The organism is Paenibacillus nasutitermitis (assembly GCF_014641075.1).
In the GTDB taxonomy this organism is placed as follows: domain Bacteria; phylum Bacillota; class Bacilli; order Paenibacillales; family Paenibacillaceae; genus Paenibacillus_Z; species Paenibacillus_Z nasutitermitis.
The window spans coordinates 2,025,829-2,039,419 of the sequence record NZ_BMHP01000001.1 but is presented as its reverse complement, the minus strand read 5'-3'; the positions used below and the strand labels follow the sequence as shown (position 1 = coordinate 2,039,419).

At 46.4% G+C, this 13,591-nt stretch carries 16 protein-coding genes; all 16 read right to left on the bottom strand.

Annotated elements, in window-relative coordinates; genetic code table 11:
* Window positions 1-6: 6 nt before the first annotated feature.
* On the bottom strand, window positions 7-1,257 hold the full coding sequence (locus IEY46_RS08660; RefSeq protein WP_188991009.1) for a hypothetical protein: 1,251 nt from the start codon (window positions 1,255-1,257) through the stop codon (window positions 7-9).
* A gap of 5 nt (window positions 1,258-1,262) precedes the next feature.
* A complete protein-coding gene (locus IEY46_RS08655; protein ID WP_188991007.1) occupies window positions 1,263-2,000 on the bottom strand; it encodes an SIS domain-containing protein in 738 nt (245 codons plus the stop codon).
* 45 nt (window positions 2,001-2,045) lie between these two features.
* Complete coding sequence (locus tag IEY46_RS08650) at window positions 2,046-2,873, bottom strand: carbohydrate ABC transporter permease (RefSeq protein WP_188991005.1); 828 nt, start codon at window positions 2,871-2,873, stop codon at window positions 2,046-2,048.
* 12 nt (window positions 2,874-2,885) lie between these two features.
* Complete coding sequence (locus tag IEY46_RS08645; RefSeq protein ID WP_229750150.1) at window positions 2,886-3,779, bottom strand: carbohydrate ABC transporter permease; 894 nt, start codon at window positions 3,777-3,779, stop codon at window positions 2,886-2,888.
* Between the two features lie 104 nt (window positions 3,780-3,883).
* Window positions 3,884-5,287, bottom strand: coding sequence for a carbohydrate ABC transporter substrate-binding protein (locus IEY46_RS08640; RefSeq protein ID WP_188991001.1), 1,404 nt, complete (start codon window positions 5,285-5,287; stop codon window positions 3,884-3,886).
* A gap of 141 nt (window positions 5,288-5,428) precedes the next feature.
* Window positions 5,429-6,121, bottom strand: a complete 693-nt coding sequence (locus IEY46_RS08635; protein WP_188990999.1) for an N-acetylmannosamine-6-phosphate 2-epimerase — start codon at window positions 6,119-6,121, stop codon at window positions 5,429-5,431.
* A gap of 162 nt (window positions 6,122-6,283) precedes the next feature.
* Entirely contained in the window at window positions 6,284-7,153 is an 870-nt protein-coding gene (locus tag IEY46_RS08630; protein WP_188990997.1) for a MurR/RpiR family transcriptional regulator, read from the bottom strand.
* 344 nt (window positions 7,154-7,497) lie between these two features.
* Complete coding sequence (locus IEY46_RS08625; RefSeq protein WP_188990995.1) at window positions 7,498-8,094, bottom strand: SGNH/GDSL hydrolase family protein; 597 nt, start codon at window positions 8,092-8,094, stop codon at window positions 7,498-7,500.
* Window positions 8,095-8,281: 187 nt separating this feature from the next.
* Window positions 8,282-9,067, bottom strand: a complete 786-nt coding sequence (locus IEY46_RS08620) for an SDR family NAD(P)-dependent oxidoreductase (protein ID WP_188990993.1) — start codon at window positions 9,065-9,067, stop codon at window positions 8,282-8,284.
* A gap of 46 nt (window positions 9,068-9,113) precedes the next feature.
* Window positions 9,114-10,133, bottom strand: coding sequence for an Ldh family oxidoreductase (locus IEY46_RS08615; protein WP_188990992.1), 1,020 nt, complete (start codon window positions 10,131-10,133; stop codon window positions 9,114-9,116).
* Between the two features lie 116 nt (window positions 10,134-10,249).
* Entirely contained in the window at window positions 10,250-10,945 is a 696-nt protein-coding gene (locus IEY46_RS08610) for a GntR family transcriptional regulator (protein ID WP_268239490.1), read from the bottom strand.
* Window positions 10,946-10,997: 52 nt separating this feature from the next.
* On the bottom strand, window positions 10,998-11,345 hold the full coding sequence (locus tag IEY46_RS37255) for a hypothetical protein (RefSeq protein WP_505812634.1): 348 nt from the start codon (window positions 11,343-11,345) through the stop codon (window positions 10,998-11,000).
* Complete coding sequence (locus IEY46_RS36280; RefSeq protein ID WP_229750148.1) at window positions 11,324-11,680, bottom strand: hypothetical protein; 357 nt, start codon at window positions 11,678-11,680, stop codon at window positions 11,324-11,326. Before IEY46_RS36280 ends, IEY46_RS37255 begins: the two co-directional genes overlap by 22 nt.
* A gap of 213 nt (window positions 11,681-11,893) precedes the next feature.
* Window positions 11,894-12,556, bottom strand: a complete 663-nt coding sequence (locus IEY46_RS08600; RefSeq protein WP_188990988.1) for an Imm50 family immunity protein — start codon at window positions 12,554-12,556, stop codon at window positions 11,894-11,896.
* Between the two features lie 71 nt (window positions 12,557-12,627).
* Window positions 12,628-13,260, bottom strand: coding sequence for a DUF2812 domain-containing protein (locus tag IEY46_RS08595; RefSeq protein ID WP_188990986.1), 633 nt, complete (start codon window positions 13,258-13,260; stop codon window positions 12,628-12,630).
* Window positions 13,260-13,586: a PadR family transcriptional regulator gene (locus IEY46_RS08590; RefSeq protein ID WP_188990984.1), complete on the bottom strand. Its 327-nt coding sequence runs from the start codon at window positions 13,584-13,586 to the stop codon at window positions 13,260-13,262. The genes IEY46_RS08595 and IEY46_RS08590 overlap by 1 nt, the downstream gene beginning before the upstream one ends.
* Between the last annotated feature and the right edge of the window lie 5 nt (window positions 13,587-13,591).

The following is a 13,591-nucleotide window of genomic DNA, read 5'->3' as shown; positions in this document are numbered from 1 at the left end:
TCCCATTTAGTTAGTTATAAGTGTTACCTTCATCTGACTGATCTTGTTCATAATATCATCGTAGCTCTCAGGACCTACCTTTGACCATGGGCCAAGCTCCACCTCGTAGCCGCCTTGCCGCCAATCTTCGTAGGAAGCCAGATAACCGAGATATCCATTCGCATAACCTGAGGGTACAGCGGTCAACGGCTTGAACATTTCCTTGAGCGCTAGCCCCATCATGCACATCGGCTCCCCCGGTATTCCCACAATAATGCAATTGCCCAGCCTGATGAATTGAATTTCGGCTGTATAAGGCGAGTTCCCTTCCCGGATTCTCCACCAGGCCTCTTCTCTGGCAGCCGGATCTTCGCTAATCTGATATGCTTCTTCCACTGACGGCAGCGGCCGGGAAGCCAATTGTATCGTCTGCGACAAAGCAGCGACTTGTACAGGAAGAGCTTCATATCCTGAATCGGCGATTTGATGATAGATAGACATGACTTCATTCGCGAGAGCTCTGCCGAACTGCTCCACATCCCGGAAATCTTTGGTACAGCCTACGGCTGGATTGATTTCGCCACATGCGCCCTGAATGAACAGGCAGCCCTCCAAACCTGCTATTTCCGATGATAAGGCTGTTCTCATCGAACCGATAAAGTCGGCCGAAACCAACTCCTGCACCTGAACGATAACGGGATGACAGGCATAATTGACCAGCATAATACATCTGTCCTGATCGCAGGATTCAAATAACAACAAGATAACCTCGCTGTCCAGCTCATCCCCATCCCGCCGATTGTGGATGAGCCCTTCCGCCGATCCTTTTCCGACCTTTAGCCGCGCTTTGAATTTATGGTCTGCCGCACGACTTACAGCCTGGCAAATCTGGGAGCTGAGCGTTTCCAGCCAAGATAACGCGGCGGGAATTTCCCTTAGAGGCCTGAAATCCAGCGTATCCGGCGTGGAATGGATATGCCCGGACATCAACATCACACAATCCTTGGGAATCCCCGTTGCCTGCTCGATTCGCTGCTTTAGTTCATCGGTAAAATCGCGATCCTTGCCTAACAGCCCATTGCTGAAACCGATACCGTCTATACTTACGAGCGCGACCATGCGATAACCGTCAGAAATAACGGCTGCGCAGGCATAGAGCGGATCGTGAATTCCCGTGAAGAAGCTATGCCTGGGGTCGCCTGCCAAATATGGAATCGTCAGCGGCGGCGTAATATCAACACTGTATGTTCCAATCTCATAACTCACATCATCCCTCACAGGGGTTACACCTCTTCCATCGTGTCAGATGTAGAAACAAGGTTATCCATCAATCCGGCATTATAGCTATCTCCTTTTGCTAAATTGGCACTTAGGAAGATGGAGGGACGGCGCCCCTGGTCAACTTCGTTTTGTGCTGCCTGAACGATAATACTGTTCAATATAAAGGCGCCGATGACTGTAGAGGTTGGTCCGACCGCCACATGAAGCGAATCCATATGGACCGCCGCATCTCCTATGCAGCCGCAGTTATCCAGCACGATGTCCGCTGCTTGAAACAGTTTTTTGCCGCTCGAATGTCTTGGCTGCTCCTGGCTCGACTGCTGCAAATTCGTCAAGGCAATAACCGTGGCTCCTCGAAGCTTCGCTCCAAGAGCCATCTCCACGGGGACGGCATTCAAGCCGGAATTGGAAATCACAAAAATGACGTCATCCTGGCCGACCTTGTATTCATCAAGCAATATGGGGGCATAACCTTCCAATCGTTCAATTCGCGTGCTTTTGGGGCCTCCCTCGTGAAGCATGAGCGCCGTCTCCAATATCGGGATGACGTTCATTAGCCCACCTGCGCGGTAATACACTTCTTCAGCAAGCATATGGGAATGGCCCGTGCCGAAAAAGAACAGCTTTTTATTGGCTGACATAGCTTCCGAGCAAGCTCTTGCAGCTTGTTTCATCGCGTCCACCTGGGACTCGATGACCTTGGTAAATATCTCTTCGACCTTAGCAAAGTATCTGTCCATAACCAACGCTCCTTTCTGCCATTAACCGAAATAATTTCTAGATTCTCACATTTTAATTGAACCTGCCGAAACGCCAGAGGTAATTCTCTTCTGCAGCAGAATATAGAAAACGAGTGTAGGAATGAGTACAATTACCAGGCCGGCAAACAACTGGCCCCAGTCTGTCTCGTATTTGGCTACCGCGGCAAGATTGTTCAAGCCTACCGGCAGGGTCATTTTCGATTCGGACATCAAAAACGTATAAGCGTATACAAACTCATTCCAAAGCCCGAGGAAAACGAAGATCGAGACCGTAACCAGAGCCGGTACAGTCAAAGGTACGACAACTTTGAAAAGCGCTCCGTAACGGGAAGTCCCGTCGATAAATGCTGCTTCCTCATAATCCTTTGGCAAATTGGCCATAAATCCGCTAAGTACAAAGACGGAAAACGGAATCTCAATGGTGATATAGATAAGAATCAACCCGAAGCGGTTATCCAACAGCTGGAGCGAATTCAGCAATATGAACAGCGGTATCAAACCTACAATCGCTGGAAGAAAAAAAGCGGACAAATAATAATTTTTCACAAACCTGGTGAATGGATTTGAAAAACGCATGATCGCATAAGCGGTAGTCAAGCCAATAAACAAGGAGCCGAGCACCGAAACCAACGTAACGACAATAGAGTTCAGATAATACGTTCCCATTTTGGCCTTTACAAAAGCATTCGTATAATTTTCAAAATGCAGCTGCTTTGGGAGAGCCCAAGGATTCAGAAATTCCTCATTGACTTTCAAGGAAGAATAGATCAACCATGCTAACGGAAGCACAACCGCGGCTGTAAAAGCCAGCAGAATGACCCGTGCCGAGAACCGCAGTAGAACTTTTTTCATATTAGTCACCCCTTAGAACTCGACGGTTTCCTTCCTTGTTAATTTGTTGGCAATCAATGCCATCGCCAAACCGATCAAAAAGACGACAAGGCCTATTGCCGTTGCGTAGCCCATGTTGTAATTGGTAAAAGCCTGCCTGTAAAAATAAGTGATCATCGTTTCCGTGGAGTAATTGTCGCCTCCGTTAGGAGACATAACCTTCAGGAAAGCGAAGCTGCCGAAGAAAACGCCGGAAAGGAGCAGCACGATCGCAACCCGGATGACTTCCCAGATCATCGGAAGGGTGATACGGAACAACTGGGCGACCTGACCCGCTCCATCCAGAGCAGCAGCTTCATAATATTGCTCGGGAATGCTTTCGATCGCCGCAATAAACAAGATGAGATAAAATCCTGTTCCCGCCCAGAGCATCGTAGCTGCAACAGCCAATAAATCGATTCCGCCTTCGCCCAGCCAAACATGAGTGAGATTCTCTAGCCCGATGGCGGTGAGGAATGAATTGAGCATTCCCATCGTTGGATGATAGATGTATTGCCACAATATTCCAATAACCGCAACGGACAGAACATTAGGGAAAAACAGGGAAGTACGGTAGAACAGCTTCTCCCTCAGTCGGAATCTTGTTAATAAAACAGCAAACAACAAAGCAAGCGCAATGGTGCACACGGGGATAATAAGCAGCAGCTCGAAGCTGTTCTTCACCGTAATCCAGAATACGGGATCATTGGCCATGGTCTTGAAGTTAGCCAATCCCACGAACACCTCTGTGCTTTTTGTCTGTCCGCTCCATCTATAGAAAGCGATGGTAAAGGAGCGAACAATGGGATACATGAAAAAAACGCTGAACAAGATGAGCCCTGGCAATATGCAAAAAGCAATAAATGTATATCTTCCTCTTTCCTTCATGCTGTCACCCCTAAAATGATGGCTCCTGCCAGGATAAAAGAGCTTCCAGGCATGATTGTCTTTCGTCCTGGAAGCTTTTTCACCTTCTGGCATTGCAAAATTACTTATTTCGCAGCTGCGTCCCGTTCTTTTCTAATAATGGCAAACGAGGCTTCAATCTTGTCGACCCACTGGTCAACGGTAAGCTTTCCGTTAGCCATGGATGTGATCGGATTATAAATAGCGGCTTCTGTTGTTATTGAGGTAGGCGGAAGCGTAGCCCAGCCGTCAGCCGATGTAATCTTATGCGTGTCGAATATGGACAGAGCTTCGACCACCGACGGCTGCAGGTATTCCTTCACAAGTTCCAGACCGCCTACAGTAGCTGGAACTTCACCAGTCATTTGCGCATGCAGCTTTAAATTCTCATCGGTATAGATGTAACGGAGGAATTCCTTCGCAAGCTCAAGGTTTTTGGCCTTTTTCGGAATGAAGAACCAGCCGTTGCTTCCCTGCGCATAAGGCGTATCCCCGGAAAATACAGGCGCGCCCATAGAGCCGAATTCAAATGTTGCCGGAATCGTATCCTTCATTTCATTCTCGAACCACGTTCCGTTCTGAATGAATAACGCTTTATCATCCAGCACCGCCTGCTGAGCCTGTTTATGCGTCAAACCTGTTGTTCCAGGCAGCAGATAGGCTGGGGAGACCAGTTTATGAATAACTTCCAACACTTCTTTAACCTTTGGATCCTTCCAGGCATCTTGCTCATAATTAAATATTTTCTTCATTGCCGCATCGCCTGCATGGCTATTAATCATAGGAAGCAGGATTTGACCGATATATCCAGGGTAGTTTCCTTGATAGGTATATAAGGATTTGCCATCAGCTTTTGCCAGTTCGCCCATCGCGAAAAACTCGTCCCATGTCTTAGGTGCCGTCCAGCCTTTGTCGGCAAACAACTTCTTATTGTAATACATGGGAGCAATGCTGTAGCCTGTAGGAGCATAGTAAACCTTCCCGTCACCCAGTGGCGTTGTTATGTCCAGAAGCGCCGGCAGGATTTTCTCCTTTACCGTCCTTTCCTCACCGAGTGCTTTGCCGTCAAATACATCGTTCAGCTCGGCAAGCACACCGTCCCCGGCATACGTGGAAACGAAGGGAGAAACAATGAAATCCGGTTCATTGCCCGACAGAAATTTGGCCTTGATTTTGTCTTTGAACACTTCGCCTACTGCACTTGAGATCGTAATTTTGGTGCCAGGGTACTCGTCCTCGAATTTCCTCACCATTTCCTGCCAGAATGATGTGCCGTCTCCCCCGTCAAATACATCCAGGGCCAGTTCCTTGTTGGCGAATTCCTTGACAGCCGGATCTTTTTTTGTGTCATTGTTCTCAGAAACTGCCGGAGTTTCATTCCCATTCTTCGCTGGCGTTGGCGTTGGCGGCTGCTCATTATCCGAGCATCCTGCCAGAATCAGACCCATTGTCATACATGTTGCCAATGCCACGTTAGCCATTCTTTTCATTCGTTTTGCCTCCCCCATTTTTTTAACGCAAACAAGCAATAATTAACAGGCACCAGCTCATGTAAATCATAGATCCACGAAGCGTATCCTCGACCGCTGATGCCTGGTTCACCCGCTAATTAATCAATTAATCATGCTGCTTCAATCGATGGCTCGGTCAATTGTATCCACAAATCTTCTTGTAATTAAATCAGGCCGCGTAATCGCTCCGCCAACAACTACCGCATAAGCACCTGCCTTGAAACATGTAAGCGCTTGCTCTGGTGTCGCGATATTTCCCTCAGCAATGATGGGTATAGGAATCCTCTCAGCCAGTCTGCGAATCAAATCGATATCAGGCTTCTCCCTGCCAAGCGTATAAGGGGTATAACTGGATAAGGTTGTTGCGATCAGATCAGCGCCCGCTTGCCAGGCGATCACTCCTTCTTCGAGTGTGGAAACATCAGCCATAATAACCGTTTCATATTTGGCTTTGATGGCTTCGATGAATAATTGCGGAGTCTCATAACCCGGTCTTGCCCGAAGCGTAGCATCGATGGCAATAATATCCGGATTTGCCGGGACAAGCTCGTCGATTTCTTTCATTGTTGCCGTGATAAAAGTTTCGTAACCGGGGTACTCCCTTTTGATGATGCCGATAATCGGAAGTTTGCTTAACGCTTTAATTTCATTAATATCCTCGGCTCCGTTCACTCTTAGTCCTACTGCGCCTCCCGCCTCCGCAGCCAAGGCCATCCGTGCCATCATTCCGTTGCCATAGAGGGCTTCGTCCTCCTGGGCCTGGCATGAAACGATTAAGCCTCGTTTAAGCATGCCGCAAATTGTCATACACATATTAACTCTCCTATAGCATTGGTAAATGCTGTTCTTAATTACATTTTCATTATGTTGTTTATTTTCAACATTGTCAATATAATATATGAATATTTTCTTCATAACAAGGCATAGAAATCCATGCTCCTTCTTTTATACGCTAAAAATGGTTCTAAAAAGGCGTTACCGCAACTTTTCAGATAACGCCTTCAGAGCTAATTCTTTATTTTGATTTGCGGTTTCACTCATCCGCTTGAATATGGAGTTGAAAAGAATATCGACAATTACAAGCTGGGATACCTTGGAAGACAATAATCCGCCCTCCAGCGGTCCTTCCTTGGATCCGTGAATCAATACAATATCAGATATTTTTGTTATCGGTGATTTGGCATGATGCGTGATGGAAATGATTTTGGCTCCCGTATTTTTAGCTGCATTCAGAATTTCGAACGTGTCCTGGGTACTACCCGAGAATGATATCCCAATCGCAACATCGGAAGACGAGAGCAGCGATGCTTGCATAAGCTGAATATGGTTATTCGCATAAGCGCTGACATCCAGCCCCAATCGCATAAACTTAAAGACTGCATCCTGTGCGGTAATCTGGGACAGCCCGGCTCCGAATAAACTGATTTTTCTGGAATGGACAATTACGTCCACCGCTTTGTCCAGCGCCTTAAAATCCAGCAAAGACATCGTTTCGTTAATGGCAAATAAATTGCTGTTTATCGTTTTTCGCGCGATTTCCTCGAGGCTGTCCTCCCCCGTTATCTCGCTATGCTCTTCCTGTTCTCCCTCATTTTTTATATTGGCTATTTCTATCGCCAGCTCCAGTTTGAAGGATTGATAACCCTTGAAGCCGACCGATCTGCAAAATCGCAAAACCGTAGCGTCGCTCACCCCGCATATTTCCGAGAAGTCGGTAATCGTGCTGTAAATAATTTTTTCATTCTCTGCGAGAATGACATCCGCAACCTTCTGCTCCGATTTTGTAAGCGAATTGTAGATGCTTCTAATAGTTCCAAGTATGCTGCCGCCTCTGGGTTTTGCCATTTTTTTTTTGCCCTCCATCGAGTAAACATAAAATCACACTGCTGAAAATCTATTTTGAGGTTTATTTTTTACAATGTCAATATTATTCATGAATATCTTTTGCATATAGGGGCAAAGCATCTGCTGCTGCTCATTCCTGAGTTATATACTTTTTCAACATTACAATTATAATTTCCTGTTGCCGGCTGCTATCATTTAGAGTTCCAGTCCCCCTTCCTTCCCCAAAAGAGGAAAAGCATCTGCGCCTTGACTTTCGCGGCTGCAAAGACGCTAAGCCAAATCGTGGTGAGTTGGCTTTTTGCCGTTGTATGCGAGCACGATTCGGAGGCTCGACCTCATGCATCTTACGAATGGCTTAGGCTCCATTGTTTATAGCTTTCGTATACGATTTGACCGATTTTCTGGTAACCCACTGAATTTGGATGAATCCCGTCGCTTGACCAAATGTCAGGATCTTTCGACAAGGGATGATTCCAGAAATCAATTAGACATAAGCCGTACTGCTGGCTTAACGATTGAATACGATCGTTTGCCTGGAGCGTTTGGGCCTGGATGGCTTCTTTTTTTTCTATTGGAATCGGAAGCCTCAGTGTGAAATCTGGCAAGGTGCATGTGATAATGGATGCATTCGTTCCATTTGCAAGCTGGTGGATCATATATTCCATATCCTCATGAAAATGCTCATGATTCCACTTGCCTTTGAGAATATCGTTGCCGCCAGCGAATAAGCTGACTAGATCCGGCTTCAAGCTGATCGCTTTGTCCAACTGCGACTCGCGGATCTCACGGGATATTAAACCCCGTTTTGCTATATTTGTGACTTGCATTGTTGGCTGCTGCTTAGAGAAATGAATGACCCAGCTCTTGAGTTCAACATTATTCACCTCTTCGCCTATGCCTTCCGTCAAGCTATCACCCATTGCAATCATGTGTTTCTGCATACATAGCCTCCAATTGATTATTTTTTATTATATGGACCACCATACCAAAGAAACACGAAACCGTCCAACCGCATGCATAGCACAAAAAGCCAAATAACCGCCGGGGTGTTTGGATTCCCTGGCAGTTATGGTGGTTGCTTGGACTGTACCATTCCCCGGCTGTTTATCAGACCGGCGGACAATCATTTCATTCTTCCCAATAAGCCGCGTCAGGCAGGCTGCCGTCCATTATATATCCGCCGTCTATCGTCATCGTGGATCCGGTCATATACCAGGACTCGTCAGATGCCAGGAACAACGCCCCATAAGCGATATCATGCGGCTGCGCAATCGCTTTCAACGGGATTCGTTTGAACAGCGCTTCCTTAACGGCTGGCGTATACATAGGCGTTGTCAGTTCAGTATAGGTCGCGCCCGGGGAAAGAATATTCGCTGTAATCCGGTGCGGTGCAAGCTCCGACGCCAACGTTCTGGTGAAAGACTCAATGCCGCCTTTCGCAGCGGTATAAGCGGAGCAAGACGGTTCTGACAGGACTGCATGGATAGATGAAACATTAATGATTCTTCCCTGTATATTCTGGCTGATCATCGCTTTGGCTGCATATTTGCTGCCCAGAAAAACACTCGTCAGATTGTTGCTAATGATACGGTCCCAGTCTTCTTCCTTTGTATCGACCACTTTGGATTGATGAATGACGGCCGCGTTGTTTACCATAATATGAAGGCTTCCGAACTGTTCAACGGTTTGTTGAACGAATCCCTGCACATCCTGTGTCGCGCTGACATCCGCTTGAACGAACAGACCCTTGACGCCGCAAGACTCGATATCCTGCACAACCTTGCCTCCTCTATCGGCATTCCTGCCTACAATACACACATTCGCACCTTCCCGGGCAAACATCTTAGCGATTCCCGCCCCGATCCCTGCAGTCCCGCCAGTAACGATTGCATTCTTGCCGGACAACCTTCCCATTTCATTCGCCTCCCTATTTATACTTCTGTGCAAACTGGCTCTGGAATTACAACGCAGATGACATCAAATAATGATATAAACCGGTATCCAATGGGATACCTCCCTGCAATCTTTTCTTCTCGCATATGGATTCAATTTCACCGGGAAGCATAACTTTTCCGTTCTCCTGAGAAGCGGGGGCTTGATGTAATTCATCGATCAATTGATCCAGGTAACTGCCAAAATGGGATTGAAGGCTAAACTTCCCGGGATCCATGACAAGCATAAAATGCCCGAGCTTTCTCTGTATACTAAGATCATCGCCATACATGGGAGCAATATGCGGTCCGAATGGAGAACCTGTCAGCACTCCTGCCAAAATATCCACCACCAGATTGATGCCATACCCTTTAGCGCCACCGAAGGGCAGCAGTGTTGTGATGAGATGCGGATCATTCGTTGCTTGTCCGTTGGCATCGATCCCCCAATGATCCGGTATAGCCATATTCTTCTGACGGGCATCGAGAATCTTCCCGTAAGCGACCGAACTCGTAGCCATGTCCAGTATGATTGGAGGATTTGTTGCTGCAGGAAATCCGAAAGCGATGGGGTTTGTTCCAAAAAAAGCTTCCGTTCCCCCGAAAGGGGCTACCATCTTGTCTGTATTCGTTACGACTATGCTCACCATACCGTGGTCAATTGCCATCTGGGCAAAATAAGACAACGCACCGCAATGACTGCTGTTGATGGAAGACACCGCCCCCATGCCATGCTCCTTCGCCAACTGTATGGCTTCCTGTGCGGCACGATGCATGATGACATGCCCCAAACCATCGTTGCCGTCTACAATACCTGAAACAGTGCCCGTTCTACTAAACGAAATTGCCGGATTCGGATGGATGCCATTCGACTGGATCGTAGATACATAATGAGGAAGACGCATAACGCCGTGTGAATCGACGCCTCTGAGATTAGCATGAACAAGCACATCTGCAACGATTTCGGCATGGTCCAGCGGTATATGCAGCGCGATTAATTTGCTTATGACGCGGTTGCGTAATTCCGCGGCAGCGATAAGATGTTCCACTTATGTTCACTCCTCTGTATTTATAATATCATCTGATATATCACCATTATTAAAAAAAGAGCTGCCGTTCACGAAAGCCCTCTCCATTTAACGTCAGCTCTGAACTGGAACACTGCCTAAAACACTTTGTAAATATCGATAATCCCCAACAGGCTCGCAAGCGTCTGGTCCAAATGATATTTCATTGCCGCCTTGGCAGCGTCCTTATCCCCCGCTTTCAGGGCCAGGATAAAAGCTTGATGTTCCTGATGAGCCTGTTGAATGCGCAGCATATCCTGCAAGTAATAGGCCCGTGCCATCTGAACATGTCCGTTTAATTTGTCATAGGCCTCTTCGATCGTCTCGTTCCGGGCTGAAGCCACAATCATCCGATGCAGCTCAATATCGCATTCCATCACCTGATTTCCGTCATAATGATGAGGGTCGAGCTGAATTTCGAATTGCCGGTTAATGGACAGGATTTGGTCCGATTGGCTTTGCAAGTGGTCAAAACCTGCATCAATCGCAAACAATTCAACCATTTCCCGATATTGAAACAGTTCGATTAAATCCTTCCTGTAGATGCCTTTGACATATATCCCCTGCCGGGGGACGGTTCGTATAAAACCTTCGGCATCCAGCATATTTAGTGCATCGCGTACCGGCGTACGGCTTATGCCCAATCTGCCCGCGATTTCTGCTGAATCAATGCGTTCGTTGGGCGTGAACTCCCTTTTCATAATCATATTCTTCAAAAGGATATATACAGCCTCTTTTATATCTTGATGAGCAGAGAGGTGATTTTTATCCAAAGCGTTCAAGTTCTGTTGCATGTGATCACCTGCTGGTCTTTTTAATTCTAATATATCAGATGATATTCCAAAGTCAACCGATTTTTTCCAATTCCGCAGCAACCTTACAATACTTTGAGCAACTCCTCGATCTGTACCTGGTACAGTAAGTTAACTTCACAAAACAACATTCGATTTTTACGGTAATCTTGAGCGAACGGAATAAGCGGCATTCCCTGATTATTAAAGAATGTGATCTTGTGTCAAATAGAAAGTGATTGCCATCCGTACAAAATCCTGAGGAGCCGGAAATCTGTGGATTTATAAAGGAGACCTTAGCCTGTTCGGGCCCGCCCGAGACACAGCCCAACAAGAAATCCGTATAGTAATAAAACCAGACCTCCTCATCGCTGACTACATTCATTGCATAACAATCGGCAATATATGCCGTTTGGTCCTCATATCGTTTATTGCCATACTCATCCCAGGCGACAAGACCCTGCTCACCGATTGGCTTGTCCCAGCCATTGCTGCCGATTGAATCCCGTCTCCAAGCAGGAACTCCCGAATGGTGCTCCCATTGTAATCACACACCTTGGCGTTCAGGTCGTATTTATCCTTGCCATAATATGTGCTGGTCGTTCCGACCAAAAGCAATTGATTCCGAAGCGGCTGGACATAATGATAATTGAACTGCTGGCCTTCCATCACTACAGTCTCAATGACATTTTCTTTAATAATCAGCACCTTGCAGGTATACGTTTTTTTCGGGTCCACTGGAATGATCTTTCCCCGCCCCCCTCCCGGGTTTCGGTTGTTGAGCAGGACATACACGCAGCTATCCCAGCCAAATTGAGTGGATACAATCTCAAAACCATCCATATGCTCTGAAAGATCGGCAAAAGGCTACAGCTTTTTATTAAGCAAGTTAATCCCCCTAAAGGCTCGTTATTAAGCTTGGCTAAAGTATGATACAACTTGAATGGTTCATCACGAGTCATGGAATTGAACAACTATTCTGCGGCAAAGAAACGATGCAGCGAATCCGGTCACGGCATCAAGTTCCACGCGAATCCGCTCGTCTTCGTAAGCGAAACTTAGCTGCAGGCAAATATTGCATGCCTCAACGGGAGAACTATTTTCTGGTTCGATGTCCTCGAAATAAAAGTCAATTGGCTGCTCCATTTCACCTGCAGATGTATAGTTAATCGTTACGGATAAATGCTTCTGAGAGTCATGTTGTTCGGAGACTTCCATACTTACCTTCGTAATTTCATCATAATGAAAGGATGGGAAGAAACCGAACCTGTCCATAACTTCCCGGGCTCCAATTAAGGAAAGATGCGGAGAAAACTTGCGTTCGAACTTTCGTATGTCCATTAGCCTGTTCTCGTATTCGGGACTCGTAAGCAGCAGGATGGAATCCGAACTGCATTCCACGACTGTCCCGATAAAAGCTGCCCAGGAAGGTGTACCCATTTCCCCTGCAGTTATCATAATTTGATCTTGAGCATAAAGTTCAAAAGGCAGATCCGAAATGAATTGCACCCGGAAGCCTTGTGCCTGCACCTGCCATATGGTGTTCGGGGCAAAACGGATCTCTTCCCGTTCCACGGACCGAACGCCAGCCTGCCATAATCCATCATTCTTCATTCGTCCACCTCACTGACTGTATAGGCGCTAGCATGTTGCCCCTTATTTTATTAATGAGTCCGGGCATATTTTCAATATGTGATAGATTCTTGTTCCTGACGATACACTTTAAAGGCCCAGACAGCTAATATGGCAACGAGAATGAGATTGCACGCTAACAGGAATAGGGGGCCGAACCGGAAGATAACGACAAATATCAATTCAAATAAAAAACTTTTTCTAAATGCGCTGCCCGTTTTTTCCCATAGTCCCGGTGTATAGAAAAATTCTTGCGGATTCCATAATCCTGTAAAATCAACGATGTCCCAGTACTGAAATAATGCAATAATCAGGAGCATACAACATGCCTGAATCATAGAGTGGAAGGCTTTTTTCAGATAACGCCGCGCGGATGATATCCTGTCTGAAAATATAGCAAGATCCTCTTCTCTGTCAATACTCATTTTCATAAAATACTGCTCTCCTGAGGAACGTGTTCCCGCAATATGAAGCCAACCTGCATTTTCAAACAAAGATAAATAATCCTGATAATCCTGCTTTCTTTTTAACTGACGGTAATCAATCTGAACGGCCATCTGCTGCGGCGCTTGTTTCTTGAACGTATAGAAGAGCCCCTTTTTTGTTAACCTATTTCCTTTCCGGGCCATTTCCTCCAGGTATCGTTCTTCTTTGTCATAATTCATAAATAATTTAAATATCTTCATTACTTAAGCCCTCCTTTTTTTACCATTGTCTGCGTGATCTCAATCATGTGCTGCATTCTCTGCATGTCTGAGAGCAATATTTCTTTTCCCTTTTCCGTGATCAGGTAAACCTTGCGACGCTTGTCTTCGCTTTTCACTGGCTGGATCAGCTTGAGTTTCAACAGGTTTTCAATCGCTCCGTATAAAGTGCCTGCAGCTAAACGGACTTGTTCGTCACTCAATTCTTCGACCTTTTGCAGTATCAAATAGCCATGCGACGGTTCCATTAGCGCCAGCAGAATGTAATACACCGTCTCTGTCAAAGGCAAGTTTTTATCCCGGTTCATCTTGC

Excerpts from the sequence above, each read along its gene's own strand:
- IEY46_RS08655 (WP_188991007.1), bottom strand. The coding sequence starts at position 2,000 with ATGGACAGATACTTTGCTAAGGTCGAAGAGATATTTACCAAGGTCATC.
- IEY46_RS08650 (WP_188991005.1), bottom strand. The coding sequence starts at position 2,873 with ATGAAAAAAGTTCTACTGCGGTTCTCGGCACGGGTCATTCTGCTGGCT.
- IEY46_RS08645 (WP_229750150.1), bottom strand. The coding sequence starts at position 3,779 with ATGAAGGAAAGAGGAAGATATACATTTATTGCTTTTTGCATATTGCCA.
- IEY46_RS08640 (WP_188991001.1), bottom strand. The coding sequence starts at position 5,287 with ATGAAAAGAATGGCTAACGTGGCATTGGCAACATGTATGACAATGGGT.
- IEY46_RS08635 (WP_188990999.1), bottom strand. The coding sequence starts at position 6,121 with ATGTGTATGACAATTTGCGGCATGCTTAAACGAGGCTTAATCGTTTCA.
- IEY46_RS08630 (WP_188990997.1), bottom strand. The coding sequence starts at position 7,153 with ATGGCAAAACCCAGAGGCGGCAGCATACTTGGAACTATTAGAAGCATC.
- IEY46_RS08625 (WP_188990995.1), bottom strand. The coding sequence starts at position 8,094 with ATGCAGAAACACATGATTGCAATGGGTGATAGCTTGACGGAAGGCATA.
- IEY46_RS08620 (WP_188990993.1), bottom strand. The coding sequence starts at position 9,067 with ATGGGAAGGTTGTCCGGCAAGAATGCAATCGTTACTGGCGGGACTGCA.
- IEY46_RS08610 (WP_268239490.1), bottom strand. The coding sequence starts at position 10,945 with ATGCAACAGAACTTGAACGCTTTGGATAAAAATCACCTCTCTGCTCAT.
- IEY46_RS08600 (WP_188990988.1), bottom strand. The coding sequence starts at position 12,556 with ATGAAGAATGATGGATTATGGCAGGCTGGCGTTCGGTCCGTGGAACGG.
- IEY46_RS08595 (WP_188990986.1), bottom strand. The coding sequence starts at position 13,260 with ATGAAGATATTTAAATTATTTATGAATTATGACAAAGAAGAACGATAC.
- IEY46_RS08590 (WP_188990984.1), bottom strand. The coding sequence starts at position 13,586 with ATGAACCGGGATAAAAACTTGCCTTTGACAGAGACGGTGTATTACATT.